Below are 20,025 nucleotides of genomic sequence, written 5' to 3'. Positions count from 1 at the left end.
GATCTCCGAGTGAGGACCTAGTGAGCACACCCAACGAGCCGGACAACACGCAGAAAGCAGGCGCGTCGGGACCCGCGCGCGGCGCCGTCGTGCCTCCGTGGCAGCGGGGTCAGGGTGAGTCGGGCAACTCCCGCACACAGACGGCCCCGGTCAACGGGGCAGGCAGTGACAATTCGGGTAGGGACAAGGCAGCCGACGTGAACGGAGAAGGACTGATCTCCGAGGGACCGACTCAGCCGTACAACACCGACATCAACGGTGACCAGCCCACCAACGAGCTGCGACGGGACCCGTCGCAGCGTCCGGCCGGCCCGCCGCCGCGCGGCGTCGTGTCCGCCGACGATGTGGACACCGAGGTGCACGAGTCCCGGGACATCCCGACGACCCGAATCGAACCGCCCGCCCCGGTCACCAAACTCGACAATCCGACAAGCGGCCAGATTCCCGCAGCGGCTGTTGCCCCGAACACCGATGCCCCGGCACCCGGTGAGGCACCTAAGGGGTCCAGCGGACCGGCGCAACAGGGTGCGCCGGGTCCGCAGCAGGTCACCGCGGCCGCTGGTCCCGACAAGCCGGTCGGCACACAGGCAGGCCCTGCGCCCGCGCAGCCGCCGCACGGTCCGCAGGGGCGTCCGGTGCCGCCGCCTCCGCAGGCGGGTGCCGGTCCGCAGCGTCCGGGACAGAACCCGACCACCGGCCCGCAGCCCGCCATCCGTCCCCAGGGGCCCGGCACCGGTCCGCAGCCGGCGATCCGGCCGCAGGGCCCGGGTACGGGTCCGCAGCCGGTCCTGGCCCAGCCGGGGCCGGCCGGGCAGGCGCCCGGTTCGCCGGGACCCGGCCCCCACGGTCAGGGAGCACAGGGTCCGGGAGCACAGCGGCCCGCACCGCCGGTCCCGCCGGCACCGCCGAAGCGGTTCGCCGAGTCACCCACCACGCACATCGAGCGCCGGGACCTGCCCGGCGAGGAACTGCCGAACCTCGACAAGATCCACCACGTCGACGACGACGCCGAGCGTGCCGCCCTGGCCGCCGGCCACCGTTCGGCGCCCGTCCAGGTCGGTGGCGCCGGGGGTGTCCGGGCAGCGGTGCAGGTGCGCCGGATCGATCCGTGGGCCACGTTCAAGGTGTCCGCGGTGCTGGCCGTCGTCGGATTCTTCATCTGGATGATCGCGGTGGCCGTGCTGTACCTGGTCCTCGGCGGTATGGGCGTGTGGGATCAGCTCAACAGCTCGTTCAACACCCTGACCACCGACGGTTCCGGCGGTGATTCAGACGTGATCGGAACGGGTTCGGTGTTCTTCTGGTCCGGACTCATCGGCGCCATCAGCGCCGTGCTGATCACCGCGCTCGCGACGGTCGGCTCGTACATCTACAACATCTGTGCCGACCTCGTCGGTGGTGTCGAGATCACCATCGCCGACCTGGATTAGCCACCGCTGACAAGCCGGGAAATAGGTGCTCTGACCAGCCGTTTTGGTTAAGACGGCATCGGTCGGGTAATCTCACTTCTCGGTTCAAGGGCCTATAGCTCAGGCGGTTAGAGCGCTTCGCTGATAACGAAGAGGTCGGAGGTTCAAGTCCTCCTAGGCCCACTGCGAGAGGTGAGATCTCACCCGATTCGCACACCCAAGAATCCACCGCAGGTGATCACACAGGCAGGATTCGACGGGGCCTTAGCTCAGTTGGTAGAGCGCTGCCTTTGCAAGGCAGATGTCAGGAGTTCGAATCTCCTAGGCTCCACAACTGAAGCCACTCCACAATTGAAACCAGTTGAACGGCACGATCCCGGTACAGGGACCGTGCCGTTACTGGTTTCGGTCTCGCCGGCATTAACAGCTCCGCTCCGCGTATCGGATCGGATCGGTAGCCGGGGCGGACCCGATGCCGGGAACGAGAGCGGCGGAACCGCTCGTCCGCACGCGCAGCCAACTCGTCAGCCCGAAGCGCAACAGCTCGAGGATCTGCCTCACAGGTCGGCGGTGAGCGGGTGAGTGTGCGGTGTTCACAGGTCAAGTCCCTCGGCCATGCTGGACGCCGGGACGTGCACCATGAGGTCGAAGGCCTCGGCCACCGGGGTGTGGATGTATGCGGAGTCCATCCGGATCCGGTCGGGCTGCGCGACATCGGTCGGCACCTCGTTGCGGAACCGGCGCAGATCCGCCGGCGACAGTCCGGCTCGGGTCTCAGCGAATGCTGCTTCGATGCTTTCGGCTTCGGGCGGTCCGAGCGGGACATTGTGCACGGCGAACCCGTACGGTTCGCTCGTACCGTCCGGCTCCAGGGTCGCTGTGGTGCCCGCCCCGCTGGTCACACCGATCGCGACATACTCGTCACCGAGCATGCGGGCGAGACGATAGCCCCATAGGGTAGACCTGCAGTTCGCCCTCGTACACGACCGGCGTGCGCTGGATATGTGCGTTGTGGGAGAGCAGCACGATCTTGGTGCCCGGATCCAGCCGGTCGAGCCACCACCGGACCGATTCGGCCATGAAACTCTCGCGCGCGGTGGCCGCGGCCGGCAGCGCCGTGCCGTCGTACGCCCCGGCGATCGCTCGGAGGTGATGGTCCCCCGATCGTGCCGCCTCGAGATGCCATCGTGCGACGTCGAAGCTCTCCCGACCGCCGCCGACCGGGTCGGACGCGACGTCCTCAACCGGTACAGATCACGCGTCGTCACCGTACTGGCGTGAGCGGTCGGGAACGAAGCCGTGATTGACGCCCCAGAGGACTGCCTGGGTTCGGCTGGTGACGTTGATGCGGCGGTAGCAACTCCGGATATATGTTTTGACCGAGTTTATCGACAGCCCGACATGTTCGGTGATCTCCGCATTGCTGAGCCCCTGGGTGATCAACGCGAGAATTTCGGCTTCACGTTGGGTCAGCCCTTCTTCCCGGCCGGGCCAGTCACCGCCGATGATCTTCGAGGAGGCCTTCCTCGCCGGATGGACCAGTTGTTCGCGTCGATGAATGGACTCCAGCGCATCAACGAGCTCGCCCGCGGTAAGACTTTTCGCGACGTACCCATGGACACCGTTCTCGAAGGCCCGCGCCATGCTTTGCTCGTCAAAATTCCACGTATAGATCACGGCGTCGGTGACCAACGGATTCGCGGCGAGTTCATGCACTCGGAAACTGTCGCCCTGCGGGTTGGCGAACGAGTCGTACAGTGCGATGTCGACGGGACAGTTGACCGAGGTGTTGGCGTCGAGCTCGACGATCTCGACGCGATCGCGATAGTTCCGGAGCATGGCCGCGAGGCCTTGAACCACCACTTCGTAGTCGTTGATGAGAGCAACTGTCAAAGGCGACACGGTCGTGAGTGTAGCGCGTACTTCTTCACCCTCAGGGGTGAAGACGCTCAACCGAATGCGCAGTAGCGTTCTGACCGGGCGAGCGGCGAAGGTGTTCGGGGGCCGTGAGCGTGAAGCTCTCATGGTGCCTTCGTGCGGCATCCCCACGACACGAGGAGATGGCGACGCATGGTGTGGCTGTTGACTGGAGCGGCACCGCTAATGGTCAGATTGTGCCACCGCCCGTGAAGAAGATCCGAATTCCATAGACATGGTATGAAAGGACACTCCCATGATAGCGCTTGGTTTGATCCTCTTGATTATCGGATTTATCGTCAAGATCCCTATCTTGTGGACGATCGGAATCATTGCTCTCGTCATCGGGCTGGTTCTGTTTGCGGCAGGTGCGCTCGGACACGCGGTCGGCGGCAGAGCCCACTGGTACTGACAGTCCATCCCATCGAAGTTCAACCCCATCCAGGTTCAACGTTTCATCTCACGAAGGAGTATTGAGAAATGGCAGTTGAAGACAAATTCGGGAACAAGGCAGAAGAACTCAAGGGACGTGCGAAGGAAGCCGCGGGAGCGGCCGTCGGTGACGACGACCTGCGCGACGAGGGTAAGGCCGATCAGGCCTCGTCGGCGGTGAAGAAGGCCGGCGAGAAGGTCAAGGACAAGGCCAACGAGCTGGCCGAGAAGGTCACCGGCGACGACTGATCAGCACGCACGGCCATCTGCGGCGGGTATGACGACGAGCATGCCCGCCGCAGCTGTGTGTTCGGTCCCTCCTGCGGACCGCACGTCGATCATTCCGCACGCCGACGAGATCATCGACGGGCCCGCGGTGAACGTGTCCGTCGGTGCCGCGCCGTGGGTACCGTGGAAGAGATGGATGGCGATCGGTTGCACTCTGGCCGCCTGAGGAATGGTGTCAGCATCCGCGAGTGGCGCTGGGGAATATGGTTCGGCGGTTGCGGTGAACGCGCTTGGCGACGCGCCGGCCAACTGGCCGCGGTCGCCCTGTGTGTGTTCGCACTTGCCGCACCGGGATCCGTGTCACCGGGGGTGGCCGGAGCAGCCCCGCGGCCGAGTCAGCCTCCGCAGCCGGCGAGTGGCCCGGGTGGATCGGACTATGAGTTCAACGGATTCACGCGACGCTCCGGCGGCGCGGGCTCATCCGCGTACACCGTCACTCCGAGGTCGACGACATCCATGCGGGCGCCGGTCGTGGTGGTGACTCACGGGTATTTCGAGTATTCCGGGTACCGGATGCACAAGCATCACATCGAACACCTTGTCCGGCAAGGGAGCATTGTGGTGTACCCGCGCTGGCAGAACAGCATGGTCACCCCGTGTTTCGGACCGCTCCACATCGAAAAATGTGTGTCCTCGGCACTGGCCGGGATACGTGGCGGAATCGCGCAGACTCAGCGCTCGGAAGACCCGGTGTCGCCGGATCTGAATCGGGTCTCGTACTTCGGATACTCGTTCGGCGGCATCCTCACCACCAACCTGGTGAACCGGTGGCGCGCGTACCGGCTGCCGAAGCCGCGCGCTGTCTTCCTCGACGAGCCACACGATGGCGGTCTCAGGGGGAATAGTGATCCGGGACTTGATAAATCGCTGTCGGGGATCCCGGCGAACACCCTGCTCGTATGCCATAACGGCGGCCAGGGTGTGACAAGCGAGAAGGGAAAGAAGCGATCCAGCTGCAATGCGATCTTTCCGCGACTCGGGCATATCCCACGGCAGAACCGGAACATTACCCGGTCGTACCCGGATGATCACGGACGTCCGGCGCTGACCGCCGAGCATGTGCGGCCGTCGATCGAAGGCAGGCCGAACGCCTACGACTTCTTCGTGGTGTGGCGGAATTTCGATGCACTACGAGATGCGGCTCTGACCGGCAAGCACCGCGAGATCGCTCTCGGCAATACGCCGGAGCACCGCTACACCGGCAGGTGGAGCGACGGCACCCCGGTCCATCCGTTGCGGGTGTCGTCCGAACCATTCCTGGACTGATTCGGGTGCGGGCGGGGATCGGTCTCCGGGTTCGTTCCATCACGGGCGATCCCGGGCATGGCTGTACCCGCCCAGCAGCAGGTGCGGGGCGGTACGCCGTCCTTGGCGAGACACAGCTACGCAGGTTCCCTTAGATGAGAGTTGTTGCGCTGGTATGGCTGTGGTGGCCAGGTGTAGGGCGGCCGCTCGTGAATCTGGTGGCGGATATTGTGCAGTCGGTGCCGGAAGAGGGTTTCGATATCGGGGATCGCGTTGACTTTTCCCGGGGTGCTGGGCAGGTTGTCGGGGTTACGGGTCCAGATGACGCGTCCGCGCTGCCGGCCGTGGGTGGCGATCGTGGTGGTGTATTGGCCGGGTCGGGGGCCGACCATCCGATTGTGGATGGGGCAGGTGCCGGTGAGTGTGGTGATGTCGGTGCGTCCACCTGCGGCGAAGTCGAGGGCGGCGTGATGGATTTCGTTGTGGGTGGCGGGCTGGTCGCATCCGGGTGCGGAGCAGCGGTGGCCGCCGTCCATGGCGAACAGTGCGAGGATTCGGGATCGCCGGGGATGTTCATACCGGGTGCCGCCCAGGAGGACAGGAGAGTGTCGAGCATGGCGCGGGTGACCGGGTCGAGGTGCCCGGTCAGTTTCGACATCTTCTGAACGTTCTGCCGGTTGATCCACAGGTTGCGTTGTCGGGCGCGGTCGGTGTCGTCGGTGAGATCACCGTCGGGGTCCAGATGCGCCAGCAGCCGCATGCCGAGGGTGGTGATCTCGGCGGGCGTGTGGTCGCAGGCGAGTTCACCCAATGTGGCCTCGGCGGCGAGTTTGATGTCGTGGTCGATGGTGGTGGGGATCTTCTCGAAGATCTCCAGGACAGCGTGGATGTGTCCCGGTCCGATGAGTCCTTCCGCGGCTGCCGTGGCCAGGGTGGGGCAGCGCGGTGGCAGGAGTTCTCCGGTGGCCGAGTGGAATTGGGCGAGCTTCTCCATCTGCCGTTGCCGGCGGACCGGTTCGGTGATGCGCAGGTGGTGGGACAGGAAGTTGGGCAGCGATCGGTAGCCGAGACGTTTGGGGATGTCACGGTCGGACAGTTCGACGATCTGCCGGTGACCGGCCGAGGCCATCCGCCGGGCGGCACGTTCGTGTTCTTCTGCGGCGGTGAGGATCTCGGTGTCCGAACAGGCAGCCAGTGGCCTGGCGGCGATGTGGTCGAGCAGCGCATGGATCTGTGCGTACGCATCGGTGACGGACGAACCGGTGACGGACAGATCCGCCGGAATCGTTGTCTGACTACTCATCCCGCACCCCCCGAACTACAATCAACTAATAATCAGATCGAATATACATTCGACAGTACCGTGTGGTTCGGAAGAATGCAAGGCTCAGATCCAGGGCTGAACTACCGGTCCTGCAACGAGATACGCGTCGCCCCCGTTCGGGTATCGATGTGGGCACGACACCGAGAACGGATCAGGCGCGAGTTGGTTGCAGCAGTGTCAGGACCAGCGCGAGTACGGCGAGCAGCGCACCTGCGGGGAGCAGGACAATCAACCAGGAATCCCAATGGATGACTCCACATCCGATGGACACCACGTAGGCGACGGCGGCGAGGGCCGATACCCACCGACGTGCCACCACCCCGGCAACGATCGCCGGCACCGCGAGCACCAGAAAGATCTGAATCGGCGGCCATAAACCGAATGCGTACAGGGTCGAACTCGCACACGTCGCGTCGGCGTGCGCGAGATCCGGGGCATGGAGTTCCTGGGTCTTCGAGCAGCTCAGCGAGAACGAGCGGGCAGGCAGCCGCGCTGTGACGACGGCCGCGCCCAGCGCACACCCCACGAGTGCGGCCCACCCGACTTTCCACCTGATCATGCGCCGAGCGTATTCGGCGCGGAGGGTTCCGGGGGCGACGTAGCGTGGAAGGGATAGACGCCACCGATCGGACGAACGGAGAGTACGCATGGGAATCCTGAACGAGACCTACCGCCTGAGCAACGGCCTCGACATCCCCAAACTCGGCCTGGGTACCTGGTTCATCGACAACGACAAGGTCGCCGACGCCGTACAGGCGGCCGTCCGGATCGGCTACCGACACATCGACACCGCACAGGCCTACGGCAATGAACGCGGCGTCGGTGACGGAATCCGGCAATGCGGTGTCGGTCGGGATGAGTTGTTCATCTCGACGAAGCCGGCCGCGGAGATCAAGGATTACGACGGTGCCGTGGCGGGGATCGACAAGTCGCTGGAACGGCTCGGTCTGGACTCCATCGACCTCATGCTGATCCACAGTCCGCAACCATGGGACGACTTCCGCGGCGGTGATTACACCGACGGCAACCGGCTGGCCTGGCGGGCTCTCGAAGAAGCCCTCGGGGCCGGTAAGCTCCGCTCCATCGGCGTCTCCAACTTTCTGGAACGAGACATCGACGGACTCTTGGAGACTGCGACGACCGCGCCGCACGTCAACCAGCTCCTGGTCCACGCCGGCAACACCCCGTCGGATCTGCTGGACTACTGCACTACCAAAGATATTGTCGTTCAGGCATATTCACCGATCGCCCATGGAGCGATCCTCGACAATGCGGACCTGACGGCACTCGCCGCGAAGTACGGCGTCTCGGTGCCACAGCTGTGCATCCGTTACACCCTGCAACTGGGCACGGTGTCGTTGCCGAAGACGGCCAACCCCGAACACATGCACACCAACGCCGACGTCGACTTCGAGATCTCCGACGACGACATTGCGACCCTGAGAGCCCTGCATGGCACCGACTACGGTGAGGCGACCGCATTCCCCGTTTACAGCGGCAAGTAGCCAGGTGCCCGGTGCCGCCTCGACAGGGAGGCCGATCGGACCGATCTCGGCCCGGTCGGCCGCTCACCGTCGGCGTGCGGTCAGCGTAGGCGTGCGGTCAGCGACGTGACCTGGTCGAGCAGCGTTCTCAGCTCGCCGTCACGCCGATCGGCGGGAACGAACGCTCCATCCTTGTCGAACTCGGTGAAGAGTGAGATTGCGACCTGGGCGCGCACGTCGAACAGTTGCAGGTTGGCGGCGATCTGACGCCACTGCTCGACTGCCCGAACCCCGCTGTCCGCACCGTAGGAAACGAATCCGACCGCCTTCTGCGCCCATTCCGGAGCGAGGGTGTCCACGGCGTTCTTGAACGCGCCGGGCACTCCGTGGTTGTACTCGGGTGTGACGAACACGAATCCGTCGCACGCGGCGACCGCCTCGCTCCATCGTCGGACCTCGGGCGAGTCGTAGTGGCCTCCCGCGGCTGCCGGGGGTGTCGGCGAGGTGAGCAGGGGAACGTCGAACGCCTTGAGGTCGAGTACCTCGACGTCGACACCGTGGTCGCGGGCGATGCCGTCGACCCAGTGCCCGACCTTGTCTCCGGCGCGTCCTTCGCGAATGGATCCGATGACGATCCCGATCTTCATGACTTAGTCCTCTTTGTCCTCTTTGTCCTCTTTGTTGTCATCTGGTGCACCTCCAAGTAAAACCTGAACCTTTCTGAGATGTTGCGTTATGCGGCGATAACCGGCCACAGTCGCCCGGCAATGCGGGTGGCCCGGCTATTCGGGGAGTCCGCCGTGCCTGGGTGATGCCGGCGAGTACGGCGCCGAGGAATGAACCGATCGCCCACGGAGCGATCCTCGACGACATGGCAACCCTGAGAGCCCTGCACAGCACCGCTCGTCGCGGACCGCCTGGGTGCGAAGGCGCTGGTCCTGATCGCCGGGATGATTCCGGCGCCGGGCGAACCACCGAGTCAGTGGTGGGCTCACACCGGATACGAGGCGGCGATCGCCGAACAGGCGCGGCGTGACGACGGGCTCACCGGGAACGACGATCCGCTGGTCGCCTTCTTGGTTTGACCTCGACACAGGCTTGACCTCGACACAGGGCTGCGGGTATCGCCAGTACTCCGAACACGACATACAGTGTCTCTTCCACGTCGAAGGGCTCCGGATGCTCGGGCTCACCCTCCAGGAGATCGCCGACGCCCTCGACGGAGATGCGTTCGCGCCCAAGGAGATGATCGACCGGCTGATGGCCCGCACCCGGGACACCATCGCGCGGCGGCAGGAGCTGCTGCGCAGGCTCGATGACGTGCGATCCACCGATCCCGGCGACTGGGGTGACGTACTGAGCACCATCGCACTGATCCGGGGGCTCGACGACGAGAATCCTTCCACCCGACAGTATTCGGTGCTGTCGGCCGGTTCCGGCGATCAGCACACCGTGATGCTTGCCGAGGCCGCGTTGAGCGAACCGGATCCTCACGTGGCGGGTGCGCTCGGGTGGGCGCTGGCCCGGATCGGCGACCAGGCGGTACCGGTGCTCGCGCAGGCATTGACCGGGCCGTCGGAGCGCAGTCGGCGGCGCGCGGTGGAAGTACTCGCCAAGATCGACTCACCTTCGGCGACAACAGCTCTCGCTGGGGCCGTGGACGTACGGAAAACAAAGCAGACGTATGACACTCGCGATCAAGCGCTTGTCACCGACGATGATGGCACGCACGTGCGGCACTGACCGAGGGCTCTCGGGTTTCGTGTATGAGCAACGCGGCCGGACCGTGAGCACACCACGGCGAGTTTTGATTGACTGGATGTGTACCGGGTTCTGTCGTTGACACAACAGGGCCGGACCACAGTCCAACACACGAGCACGATCCGCACCGGCAAAGGAGTCGACTTCATGGCGCACAGGCCGCAGAAGGCATTTCACGCAACGGATGAGCGCTTTTACGAGCAGCTCGGGATCACGCACACGATCGAACCACTGAATCGGCGATCTGGGGAACTCATGTACTTCGGCAAGGACGAACACGACCAGCACTCAGGATAGGAAACCCGGCCACCGGCTGTTGACCGCACCCGAGGAACTGATCGGCGCGCGCGAGTAGTCGCTGAGCGCCTTCTGCATGCCGCCGAGTCTGCGACGAGGGTGCGATGGCCGGGGAACGAGGACGGCATGGACGACCACACCACCCATCACACCGAGCATCCGCATCACACCGAGCACCCGACGGGGCACGACGACCACGGTGCGATGAACCACGCCGGTCACGGCGAACATACCGAACACGGCGAACACACCGGCCACGAGGAACACCCGGGTCACAGCGATCATGACGGCCACGGTGGTCACGGCGAACACACAGAGCACGGCGAACACACAGGTCATGGCGGCCATGGTGGTCATGTGGCCGTGTTCCGGCGGCTGTTCTGGATCATGCTCGTGCTGGCCGTCCCGGTGATCGTGTTCAGCGAGATGTTCGCCGACCTCCTCGGCTACGACCTGCCGGACACCGAATGGGTGCGGTGGGTTTCACCGGTGCTCGGCACCGTCATGTATCTCTGGGGTGGCCGGCCGTTCCTGGACGGCGCGGTTTCCGAGATCCGTTCACGCAAGCCCGGCATGATGCTGCTGATCGGCCTGGCGATCACGGTGGCGTTCGTCGCCTCCTGGGGAGCGAGCCTGCACCTGCTCGACCACGAGCTGGATTTCTGGTGGGAACTGGCGCTTCTGGTGGTCATCATGCTGCTGGGCCACTGGATCGAGATGCGCGCACTGGCTCAGACGAGTTCCGCCCTGGACTCGCTGGCAGCGTTGCTGCCCGACGAAGCGGAGAAGGTCGACGGCGACGACGTGGTGAAGGTCGCCCCGGGCGACCTCGCCGTCGGCGACGTCGTGGTGGTCCGGCCGGGCTCGGCGGTGCCGGCGGACGGGCGAATCGTGGACGGGTCGGCGGCCATGGACGAGTCGATGGTCACCGGCGAATCGTCGACCGTTCGCCGCGGCACCGGTGACCCGGTGATCGCCGGTACCGTCGCCACCGACTCGGGACTGCGGATCACGGTGACCGCCACCGGCGACGATACCGCGCTGGCCGGTATCCGGCGGCTCGTCGCCGACGCCCAGGCGTCGTCGTCGCGTGCTCAGCGGATCGCGGACACGGCCGCGGCGTGGCTGTTCTGGTTCGCGCTCGGTGCGGCCGTGATCACCGCCGTCGTCTGGTCGATCGCCGGCGATCCGGACGAGGCGGTGGTCCGGACCATCACGGTGCTGGTGATCGCGTGCCCGCACGCACTGGGCCTGGCCATTCCGCTGGTGGTCTCCATCGCCGTCGAACGAGCCGCCGGCGCGGGAATCCTCATCAAGGACCGCCTCGCGCTGGAATCGATGCGCACCGTCGACACCATCCTGTTCGACAAGACCGGCACCCTGACCAGGGGCGAGCCGACGGTCACCGCGGTCCGGCCCGCCGACGGGCACGGCGAGGACGAGGTTCTGGCGCTGGCCGCGGCCGCCGAGGCCGACAGCGAGCATCCACTCGCCCGGGCGATAGCCGGTGCCGCCGGCGCCCGCGGCCTCGCCGTGCCGAAGGCGCACGACTTTTCCTCCGCGCCCGCAGAAGGGGTCACCGCCACCGTCGGCGACACCGTCGTCGAGGTCGGTGGCCCCTACCTCCTCGACCACAACGGCCTCGGTGAACTCGCCGTCGCCGAAACCTGGCGGGAAGAAGGCGCGATCATCCTGCACGTCATCGCCGACGGCCGGGTCATCGGCGCGCTGCGCCTGACCGATCAGATCCGGCCCGAATCCCGCGAGACGGTCGAGGCACTGCGCGCCACCGGAACACTGGTCGTGATGGTCACGGGCGACGCCCAGGCCGTTGCCGACACCGTCGCCGGGGACCTGGGAATCGATCGTGTCTTCGCCGGGGTACGGCCTGAGGACAAAGCCGCCACGGTGGCCGGGCTCCAGGCGGACGGCCGGACGGTGGCGATGGTCGGCGACGGCGTCAACGACGCCCCCGCTCTCGCCCGGGCTGATGTCGGCATCGCGATCGGCGCGGGCACCGACGTGGCCATCGGTTCGGCCGGCGTCATCCTCGCCTCCTCCGACCCACGTGCGGTGCTGTCGGTCATCGACCTGTCCCGCGCGACCTACCGCAAGATGCAACAGAACCTCTGGTGGGCCGCCGGCTACAACCTGATTGCCGTACCACTGGCCGCAGGTGTCCTGGCACCCGCCGGATTCGTCCTGCCGATGAGCGTCGGAGCCATCCTCATGTCCGCCTCCACCGTCGTCGTCTCCCTCAACGCCCAGCTGCTTCGCCGCCTCGACCTCACCCCGCCCGGTAGCGAGACCGGACAATGACCGCAGCGGACTCCGGAACGCACTCACGCGGCGCAGGAAACGCACCGGCTCCCGCGAGCAGTGCGGCATTCCCTGTTCAGCACCACTACTCGACCGAGATCGGTTGCGCACCTGCCGGTGGCGTGCCGATGTCGGCGATCGGCCGGTCGGTCGACCGCGAGAGAGGAGACTCGAACCAGTGGTCCCGATCCCGGGCACCCGCAGCCCCGCCCGCGCCGCGGAAAACGCGGCCGCTGCGGGCATCCGGCTCGACACCCGGCGCCACCTACACCGACCCGATGGCCAGCGTGTCCGGGCACACTGATATCGGTGCGGTGATCGCAGCGGTACGCGTCCCCATCCGAAACAGGAGCTGAACTCCATGTCCCACACACCCCAAAAGGCATTTCACGCAACCGATTCCAGATTCTACGAGCAGCTGGGCATCACCCCCGGTGTAGACCTCTTCGAGGACGGCAGACGCACTGATCCGGCGGTGAGCGGTACGTACGAGTGGTGGTATTTCGACGCTCATCTCGCCGACGGCAGCAAGCTGGTGATCACATTTTTCACCAAGGACGCGGCCGCACCGTCACGTGGTCTGGCGCCGCAGATCGCGCTCGATCTCGATCTGCCCGACGGGCGCACCATCAACAAATCGATCCATTTCGACCCGGAGACCTTCTCCGCGTCGGCCGGCTCCTGCGACGTGCGGATCGGGGAGAATCGCTTCGCGGGCGACCTGCACACGTACACCATCTCGGTGTCCCTCGAGGAGGTGACGGCCGAGGTCACGCTCACCGGGCAGACGGAGCCGTGGCGCCCCGGCACCGGCTACACCTATTACGGCGACGACGAGAAGGCATACTTCGCCTGGCTGCCGTCGGTACCGTACGGGAACGTCGAGGTCACCTACTCGGTCGACGGCACCTCCACGACCACCACCGGGCATGGCTACCACGACCACAACTGGGGCAACGCACCGATGATGTCGGTGCTCAACAACTGGTACTGGGGCCGTGGCAAGGCCGGCCCGTACACCTTCATCACCGCATACATGGTGGCGGAGAAGAAGTTCGGCTACACCCCGCTGCCGGTGTTCATGCTCGCCGAAGACGGCAAGGTCATCGCCGACGACCACACCAAGGTCACCTTCGAGAAGTCCGGCATCCACGACGACGAGCAGACCGGCAAACCGGTCGCCGACGACCACGTCTACACCTACCGCGACGGCACCACCGAGTACACGCTCGCCTACCACCGTGAGGAAACCATCCTGCGCACGATGTTCATCGACAGCGTGCACGGATTCAAGAAACTGCTGGCCAAACTCGCCGGGTTCGACGGTTGCTACCTGCGATTCTCGGGCACGGTCACCCTCACGCACCGCGAGAACGGCGAGATCGTGGACGAGCGGACGGAACCGGCGATCTGGGAACTCATGTATTTCGGCAAGGACGACCATGACCAGCACTCCGGGTAGCACCCGGCAGGAGCCCGTGGTTCCTGGGGCTACGAACTTCGAGATCTCCGCCGATGACATGACCACCCTGCGAGCCCTGAGCGCCGTGGACTACGGCGATGCCACGGTCTTCCCCGTCTACAGCGGAAGGTAGCTCCGCGAGGGGTCGAGCTGACGTTAGGTTTGCGAACGGGTTCCGCCGGCGTCCGATTTGTGGTGTAGTGGAAAGACATCGCGAACGCACATCGCAGGACGTCGCGTCGACCTGCTCTGTATTGAATCTCGTTGGCGTAGTGTGCTATTCGCGTGTGGATCGCGAGCGAACTGAGAACTCCACCGCAACAGAGGGAATGGGTGATCGGCGATGGGACATACCGTATTGACCCGGATAAGGGCGGGTGCGGCCGTTGTGGCCGGGGCATCAGTGATCGCCACCGGAGTGTCGGTCGTTGCCGGCGGCGAGGCGTCTGCGGCGCCGAAAACGGACGTCGGACTCAGCTGCGGCAGCGCCAACCCGCTGGCCTGGGCGCCGAGGTTCACCTGGCGCATCAACGCGGGCAGCGGCGAAGCACTGCCGCCGGGCGGGAGCAAGCTGGTGCCGGCGCTCTTGTTGAGCGGTGACAACTCTCTCCCGAACCCTCCTGCCGGCCTGCTCCCCTCCATCGGACCCAACTGGTACGGCACCCGGGTGGTCATCGACTGGAACAACACGACCACCAAGAAGTCCGGCCGTGCGGTAAGCGACACCAATGCTCTGGTGCAGAAGCCGTCCATCCCGGTGAACAGGGCGTTCACCGGAAAGGGACGTGTCAATTTCACCGCGACGATCGAGACGGGCGGCGCATTCTGGTGGCTGAACACTCAGCGCGCGGTGTGCCGGGGATCGGTCGATATCGTCGAATGGACGGGCCCCTAGGTCTGCAGCCCGAGAACGGCCCTGCCCGTCCCAAGGCGAAACGCGGAACGCGCTGATACGCCCATCTCGCGGCAATGCGGTCTATCCTTATCTCACCATGCATCAGGGTATGGATGATGCCTGTCGCGGCGCGGCCACGTTGCTTACCCGCCCAGTGGGGTTGCTGGGCGGGTAAGCGAATCATATTGTCGAGACAGGTTCTATCGATTGACAGTCCCGAGAATCCTTGCGCCATTGAGATTGTCGTGGTCGGACAGTTCGACGATCTGCCGCAACCGTCAAGGCCGAGTGTTCTCGCATCGTTCCGCGCCGGCGGTGGCGCGGGTGGCCGACCATGAACCGAGAAGTCATAGGGCACTCTGTGATTCGGTGTCGTGGGCTCGTCCGCATACCGGGCCGCCGGGCGGTGCGAGCCTCGGCAAACCACTTGCCGCGCGGGTGGTCGACGTCGCCGGCACCGGAGACTCCGGACTGGGGGTGTTCGCCCTGGTGTGCACGGCTCTCCTGATTCTGGCGTGCGCCGCCGCGGTCCTGGCGACGCGAACGGGGAACCGCCTCTGAATCAGGTGCCGGCCAGGGCTGTTCGGGTCGCCGCGTCGGCCGGATAGAACGCCTCGATGGCGAGTTCGGAGAGTGTCACCTCGCGGGCGGTACCGAAAACCGTTGTGGCGGAAATGAAGGACAGCACGGTATCGCCTCTGCGTAACCGCAATGGCACGACGATCGCCGACGAATCGGTCGCCGATGCGGGGCCGCTCGCCCGGATGTCGTCGATCAGGGCGGCGAGACGGTCGTCGGGCGCGGCGTCGAATTCGCGGGCCAGTCGCAGCAGCAGCGAGCCGCGCCACTCGGGCAGGTTCTCGATGAACGGCGCCAGCCCACCCGGATCCACCGACAACCGCAGCACATTGACCGGCGGCTCCAGGTCCTCGGCCGAAACCCCTTCCAGCAGAGTCCATACCGCGTCATTGGCGGCCACCAGATCCCAATACCTGTCGACGGCCAGCGCCGGATACGGCAGATGCCCGGCGAGTATCGCCTCGACCGCGGCATTGGCCTCGGCCATCGGTGGAGCGGACAGCGAGTGCTCGGGATAGGCAGGTGCGTACCCGCCGGCCAGGAGCACCTGGTTCTGTTCCCGCAGAGGCATATCCAGGTGTGTGCACAGTTTCATCAGCATGCCGCTGGTGGGTCGGGACCGGCCGTTCTCGATGTAGCTCAGGTGCCGGGTCGACACGTCGGCACGCGTGGCCAGGTCGAGCTGCGACAGGTTGCGCCGCTGCCGCCAGGAGCGGATGAGGGGCCCTGCGGTCGTCATGCCTTCCGACGGTAGCGCGCGAGGGTCATGCGCGACATGACCCGTAAGGTAATGAACACCGCAACCGCGCGTCCGATCCGTGGTGGTCGCGCAGGACTCCGGCGGGCGCCGGCCATGGGAACCGATGAATCGGGGCGAATCCGATGAGGCCGCCGGTAACGTCGAACTTCACCAGGGGGGTGCCGGACCCTCGGTGGCACCATCCTGGTGTTCATCAGGCAGGTCCCGGCGCCGAGGGAGGTAGGAGGTCCGCGGCATGGGTATCGCTGACCGGATGACGGCGTTGTCCGAGCGGATCATCGACGTACCCGGCGTACAAGGAGTGACGCTCGGCGGTTCCCGGGCGCGGGGCACAGCGAGGCCGGATTCGGACTGGGACTTCGGCATCTATCACTCCGGTGACCTCGACGTCGCGGCGTTGCAGCGGATCGCCGACGCCGCCGTCGACGAGCGGGTGACGCTGACACCGCGCGGTGGGTGGGGGCCGTGGGTCGACGGCGGTGGGTGGCTCACGATGGACGGGGTGGCCGTCGACTGGCTCTACCGCGATCTCGACAGGGTCGACGCCATCGCGGACCGGGCGGAGCTGGGGCAGTTCGCCTTTCACCGTCAGGTGGGGCACCCGCTCGGCTTTCTCGACGTCGCCTACCTCGGCGAGCTCGCCACCTCGCAGATCATCGCCGACCCGGACGGGCACCTCGAGTCGCGGCGCTCCCGATGCCGCGACTATCCGCCGGCCCTGGCCCGGGAGCTGGCGTCGAAGTGCCTGTGGGAGGCCGACTTCGACGTGCTCATCGCCGGCAAGGGTGCCGCCGGCGGTGACGCCGTCTACGTCGCCGGAGTCCTCGCACACGCCCTGACGCTTACCGCGCACGCCCTGCACGCCCACGCCCACAGCTGGGTGACCACCGAAAAGGGCATCATTTCCACGGCCGCGGAGCTGCCGGCGACCCCCGACGAGTTCGCATCTCGTGCCCACGGCTGCGTCGGACTGCTCGATCCGGCCCCCGCGGCGCTCCGCCGTTCGGTCGACACCGCCCGGCAACTCATCTGCGAGGTGCGCGAGACCGTCGGTGACCATCCGCCTGGGAATGGCACATAACTTTGATTTTGTCCTGCTCTCATGCCATGTTTGGGTGATTCAAACCACATTCTCAGGAGGGCGTATGACGAGGATGGGCCGGGCGGTCCTGCTCCTGGTGGCGACGATGCTCGCCGCCGCGTCGATGCTGGCGCCGGCCCCGGCGCGCGCCGCCGAGTACGACCGGTATCTGAACCTGCCGCTGATCAACCGCGACGCCGCGCACGGCACGGGCGGCCTGCACCCCGATCTGCCGACGGATGTGCCGACGCTGGGCCGGCTGCTCGGGCAGGCCCGCAAGGCCGGGGTGGCGCCCACGTCGTACAAGGCGCTGCTGGCGCAGTACTGGCTGGCCACGGCCACCACCGAAGCCGGGATCGACCTCAAGTCGTGGAACCCACGCAAGGGTGCGCAGGCCAATCGCAGCATCCTCATCAAGTCGTACCGCTACTACGAGGACTTCCAGCTCTCGCACCGCGAACTGCAGTGGGCGGGCATGGGCGGCCAGGTGGGCGCCGACTTCGGTGGCGGCCTGGTGGACTTCGAGCTGTTCAGCATGCCGTTCGACGTCAAGGAGATCGGGCTGGCGGCCAACGCCGTCGTCAAAGCGGTCATGGATGCGGGCGGCCCGGCGCTGCGCAACTTCCTCCCCAAAGGCCTGCTCGCCCTCGCCGACGGTGGCGCCAAGATCAACGGCGACGACCTGCACTACATCCTCGGCATGATCATGGTGATGCAGAGGAACATCTTCTCCGACCTGATGCCGATGCACGCCGCGTATGTGGACAAGGGGCTGCCCGCGCTCGCCGAGATGCGTGATGCCGGACTGTTCGACGACGAGATCTACCGCGCCTGGGAGAACGTCGCGTCCAAGAACCCCGACCGCATCGCCGCCGGCAACGCCCGGCTGCTGCGCCGCGAGCAGGGCGAGGTGATCAAGGAGCAGTGGGATCAGGTCCGCAACTACCGCGGCAAGGTCGGCGCCGCCGTCACCTACCTGTCGACGGTGGCCGGTTCCCCGTCGGTGGCCGGGGTGAAGCCGCCGCGGGCGCTGGACCCGGTGGTGCTGTACTCCTCGACCCCCGACGGTAAGCGCCTCAAGCTCACCACCCCGCTTCCGGACTGGGACTGGTCGGTGTACCCGGAGCGCTGGAAGTACATCAGCGGTCAACTGCTGCCCAAGTACAAGTTCATGGTCAATCACCGGTGGCCCCAGCTGCGGGCCGCCCTCCAGGTACCGTATGAGCGGCAATTCGAGTCGCACCGGCCGATCATGAACATCCCGCAGATCCTGTACTCGATGGCCGAGCAGATTCGTGTGGAGGTCGTAAAATGAAGCAGCACCACATTATTCGTCTAGTCGCCGCGACGGCGGTGACGATCCTGGCGCTGCTCGGCGCCGGATCCGGTGCGGCGAACGCCGCGCCCACGCATAAGACGCCGACGCTGCCCGAGATCTTCAACGGCTTCGTCGTCGGCGCCTTCGCCGGCGCCAAGATGGGCAGCCCGCAGGAGATCTTCCACGCCCTCACCGCCGACGACCCCTTCTACAAGGAACCGAAACTGACCGGCAAGGAGAAGCCCGGCCAGCTGCTGAAATCCAAGAAGGTCGACGTCATGTATTCCGGCGTCAAGCCGGCCAACCTCAACGCGTACAAGATCATGTACGTGACAACGGGTCTGGACGCCAAGACGACGGAGATCAGCACCGGCATCGTGATGGTGCCGCAGGGCCGGCCCGGCGTCGACCGCAAGGTCGTCAGCTATCAGGAGGCCAACGATTCGGTCGGTGGCAACTGCCACCCGTCGGGACAATGGACCGGCCAGAACCCGATGGACGGCGCGTCGTGGTCGGCACTCGGCCCGCTGGCGATCATGTTCAACAAGGGCTACACCGTCACCATCTCCGACGTCGGTAACAACGGTGACAAGTCACCGCACGGCGTGTTCGCCGGCACCTACGCCGGACACGCCCAGCTCGACGCCGTGCGCGCCGCGCAGGAGCTGCCGAAGGAAGCGCCGCGCAAGGACGCCGAGGTGGTGCTGTTCGGTATCGCCGGCGGTGGTGTCGGGGCGGCGCGCGCCGCCGAGGACGAGGACGTGTACGCGCCGGAGCTGAACGTGAAGGGCACCGTGCTCGAGGGCATGGTGATCGATCAGCGCAACTTCATGCGCGTCGCCAATGGCTCTGTCGGTTCGGGTTTCGCGTTCGCCAACCTGCTCGGTCTCGAGCCGAAGTACCCGGACATGAACATCGACGCGCACCTGAATCCGACGGGCAAGAAGATCGCCGACTGGTACCGCACCCAGTGCCAGACCCCGGCCTATTTCACGATGCCGTTCGTGCCGTTGCAGACCCTGTTCAAGGGCAACAAGAACCCGGCCGACATCCCGTCGTTCCAGCGTGCCTACCGCGACAACGTGCTCGGTAAGCGGGCACCGAAGTCGAAGGTGCTGATCACCTCGTGCGCCAAGGACGACTCGGTCATGTCGATCGTGCCCGCCAAGGATGCCCGGAACCTGGCCGCCAAGTACCGTCGCGGCGGCACCCCGGTCACCTACGCACCCACCAACTGCAGCTGGGTGGAGATGATCACCAACCTCTACCACTGGGGTACCGATCTGATCGGCGCGCAGACCCTCGCCTGGGTCGACGCCCAGTTCACCAGGTAGTCGGGAATAACAGCCCGATTCCGGTCGTTGTTGCACGTCTGTGACCCCACAGCCGGTTGAGGTGCGAGGTCGCCCGGCACCTCAACCAGCGGGGGAGGCCGGGGATGAACCAGCGCGAGG

21 protein-coding genes, 2 tRNA genes and 1 pseudogene are annotated in these 20,025 nt (G+C 65.8%); 17 read left to right on the top strand and 7 right to left on the bottom strand.

The window, feature by feature from the left end:
* Nucleotides 1–20 precede the first annotated feature (20 nt).
* The 3 genes from GOAMR_RS11640 (at nt 21) to GOAMR_RS11630 (ending at nt 1,740) form a co-directional block, all read left to right on the top strand.
* A complete protein-coding gene (locus GOAMR_RS11640) occupies nt 21–1,430 on the top strand; it encodes a DUF3566 domain-containing protein (protein ID WP_005187520.1) in 1,410 nt (469 codons plus the stop codon).
* An 88-nt stretch (nt 1,431–1,518) separates the two neighbouring features.
* Nucleotides 1,519–1,592 (top strand) — tRNA-Ile (locus tag GOAMR_RS11635).
* 75 nt (nt 1,593–1,667) lie between these two features.
* Nucleotides 1,668–1,740, top strand: a tRNA-Ala gene (locus GOAMR_RS11630).
* A gap of 262 nt (nt 1,741–2,002) precedes the next feature.
* Here GOAMR_RS11630 and GOAMR_RS25575 read toward each other — a convergent pair.
* Together GOAMR_RS25575 and GOAMR_RS11620 are read right to left on the bottom strand one after the other, a co-directional pair.
* Nucleotides 2,003–2,555: pseudogene (locus GOAMR_RS25575) on the bottom strand (erythromycin esterase family protein); the annotation flags it as partial.
* Nucleotides 2,556–2,663: 108 nt separating this feature from the next.
* Nucleotides 2,664–3,311, bottom strand: a complete 648-nt coding sequence (locus GOAMR_RS11620; RefSeq protein WP_040515044.1) for a response regulator transcription factor — start codon at nt 3,309–3,311, stop codon at nt 2,664–2,666.
* Between the two features lie 271 nt (nt 3,312–3,582).
* On the opposite strand from GOAMR_RS11620, the gene GOAMR_RS25155 reads away from it, so the two are divergent.
* The 4 genes from GOAMR_RS25155 to GOAMR_RS11610 all read left to right on the top strand — a co-directional run bounded on the left by GOAMR_RS25155 (nt 3,583) and on the right by GOAMR_RS11610 (nt 5,312).
* A complete protein-coding gene (locus tag GOAMR_RS25155; protein ID WP_005187512.1) occupies nt 3,583–3,738 on the top strand; it encodes a DUF6131 family protein in 156 nt (51 codons plus the stop codon).
* 68 nt (nt 3,739–3,806) lie between these two features.
* A complete protein-coding gene (locus GOAMR_RS11615) occupies nt 3,807–4,007 on the top strand; it encodes a CsbD family protein (protein ID WP_005187508.1) in 201 nt (66 codons plus the stop codon).
* Nucleotides 4,008–4,047: 40 nt separating this feature from the next.
* Entirely contained in the window at nt 4,048–4,212 is a 165-nt protein-coding gene (locus GOAMR_RS25150) for a hypothetical protein (protein WP_170319151.1), read from the top strand.
* A 290-nt stretch (nt 4,213–4,502) separates the two neighbouring features.
* Nucleotides 4,503–5,312 (top strand): alpha/beta hydrolase, encoded by an 810-nt coding sequence (locus GOAMR_RS11610; RefSeq protein ID WP_005187504.1) that lies wholly within the window; start codon nt 4,503–4,505, stop codon nt 5,310–5,312.
* A gap of 130 nt (nt 5,313–5,442) precedes the next feature.
* On the opposite strand, the gene GOAMR_RS11605 is transcribed toward GOAMR_RS11610, so the two are convergent.
* Nucleotides 5,443–6,594: a DUF222 domain-containing protein gene (locus GOAMR_RS11605; RefSeq protein WP_005187502.1), complete on the bottom strand. Its 1,152-nt coding sequence runs from the start codon at nt 6,592–6,594 to the stop codon at nt 5,443–5,445.
* A 172-nt stretch (nt 6,595–6,766) separates the two neighbouring features.
* A complete protein-coding gene (locus GOAMR_RS23640) occupies nt 6,767–7,174 on the bottom strand; it encodes a hypothetical protein (protein WP_050942688.1) in 408 nt (135 codons plus the stop codon).
* A gap of 88 nt (nt 7,175–7,262) precedes the next feature.
* On the opposite strand from GOAMR_RS23640, the gene GOAMR_RS11595 reads away from it, so the two are divergent.
* The gene (locus GOAMR_RS11595) at nt 7,263–8,120 is read left to right on the top strand and encodes an aldo/keto reductase (protein ID WP_005187497.1); all 858 of its coding nucleotides are present in this window, start codon (nt 7,263–7,265) and stop codon (nt 8,118–8,120) included.
* An 80-nt stretch (nt 8,121–8,200) separates the two neighbouring features.
* Here the strand turns inward: GOAMR_RS11595 and GOAMR_RS11590 are convergent, their stop codons facing one another.
* Entirely contained in the window at nt 8,201–8,746 is a 546-nt protein-coding gene (locus tag GOAMR_RS11590) for an NADPH-dependent FMN reductase (RefSeq protein WP_005187494.1), read from the bottom strand.
* A 385-nt stretch (nt 8,747–9,131) separates the two neighbouring features.
* Here GOAMR_RS11590 and GOAMR_RS11585 point away from each other — a divergent pair, with 385 nt between their 5' ends.
* Complete coding sequence (locus GOAMR_RS11585; protein WP_342354399.1) at nt 9,132–9,842, top strand: HEAT repeat domain-containing protein; 711 nt, start codon at nt 9,132–9,134, stop codon at nt 9,840–9,842.
* Nucleotides 9,843–10,148: 306 nt separating this feature from the next.
* Here GOAMR_RS11585 and GOAMR_RS25570 read toward each other — a convergent pair whose 3' ends face one another.
* On the bottom strand, nt 10,149–10,496 hold the full coding sequence (locus tag GOAMR_RS25570; RefSeq protein WP_244427391.1) for a hypothetical protein: 348 nt from the start codon (nt 10,494–10,496) through the stop codon (nt 10,149–10,151).
* 48 nt (nt 10,497–10,544) lie between these two features.
* On the opposite strand from GOAMR_RS25570, the gene GOAMR_RS11570 reads away from it, so the two are divergent.
* The 5 genes from GOAMR_RS11570 to GOAMR_RS24775 all read left to right on the top strand — a co-directional run bounded on the left by GOAMR_RS11570 (nt 10,545) and on the right by GOAMR_RS24775 (nt 15,394).
* Nucleotides 10,545–12,476: a heavy metal translocating P-type ATPase gene (locus tag GOAMR_RS11570; RefSeq protein ID WP_040515063.1), complete on the top strand. Its 1,932-nt coding sequence runs from the start codon at nt 10,545–10,547 to the stop codon at nt 12,474–12,476.
* A 361-nt stretch (nt 12,477–12,837) separates the two neighbouring features.
* A complete protein-coding gene (locus GOAMR_RS11560) occupies nt 12,838–13,938 on the top strand; it encodes a carotenoid 1,2-hydratase family protein (RefSeq protein ID WP_005187472.1) in 1,101 nt (366 codons plus the stop codon).
* Nucleotides 13,919–14,071: a hypothetical protein gene (locus GOAMR_RS25145; RefSeq protein ID WP_005187469.1), complete on the top strand. Its 153-nt coding sequence runs from the start codon at nt 13,919–13,921 to the stop codon at nt 14,069–14,071. Before GOAMR_RS11560 ends, GOAMR_RS25145 begins: the two co-directional genes overlap by 20 nt.
* Nucleotides 14,072–14,326: 255 nt before the next feature.
* Nucleotides 14,327–14,833: a hypothetical protein gene (locus GOAMR_RS11555; protein ID WP_244427390.1), complete on the top strand. Its 507-nt coding sequence runs from the start codon at nt 14,327–14,329 to the stop codon at nt 14,831–14,833.
* A 369-nt stretch (nt 14,834–15,202) separates the two neighbouring features.
* Nucleotides 15,203–15,394: a hypothetical protein gene (locus GOAMR_RS24775; protein WP_138943689.1), complete on the top strand. Its 192-nt coding sequence runs from the start codon at nt 15,203–15,205 to the stop codon at nt 15,392–15,394.
* 1 nt (nt 15,395) lies between these two features.
* On the opposite strand, the gene GOAMR_RS11550 is transcribed toward GOAMR_RS24775, so the two are convergent.
* Nucleotides 15,396–16,151, bottom strand: a complete 756-nt coding sequence (locus tag GOAMR_RS11550) for a helix-turn-helix domain-containing protein (protein WP_005187465.1) — start codon at nt 16,149–16,151, stop codon at nt 15,396–15,398.
* Between the two features lie 256 nt (nt 16,152–16,407).
* On the opposite strand from GOAMR_RS11550, the gene GOAMR_RS11545 reads away from it, so the two are divergent.
* The 3 genes from GOAMR_RS11545 to GOAMR_RS11535 all read left to right on the top strand — a co-directional run bounded on the left by GOAMR_RS11545 (nt 16,408) and on the right by GOAMR_RS11535 (nt 19,905).
* Entirely contained in the window at nt 16,408–17,253 is an 846-nt protein-coding gene (locus tag GOAMR_RS11545) for a nucleotidyltransferase domain-containing protein (protein WP_005187463.1), read from the top strand.
* A gap of 73 nt (nt 17,254–17,326) precedes the next feature.
* A complete protein-coding gene (locus GOAMR_RS11540) occupies nt 17,327–18,568 on the top strand; it encodes a hypothetical protein (protein ID WP_005187461.1) in 1,242 nt (413 codons plus the stop codon).
* Entirely contained in the window at nt 18,565–19,905 is a 1,341-nt protein-coding gene (locus GOAMR_RS11535; RefSeq protein WP_005187456.1) for a lipase family protein, read from the top strand. The genes GOAMR_RS11540 and GOAMR_RS11535 overlap by 4 nt, the downstream gene beginning before the upstream one ends.
* Nucleotides 19,906–20,025 lie beyond the last annotated feature (120 nt).

Source organism: Gordonia amarae NBRC 15530 (genome assembly GCF_000241345.1).
Taxonomy (GTDB): domain Bacteria; phylum Actinomycetota; class Actinomycetes; order Mycobacteriales; family Mycobacteriaceae; genus Gordonia; species Gordonia amarae.
This window is presented reverse-complemented; position numbering and strand designations above follow the sequence as displayed.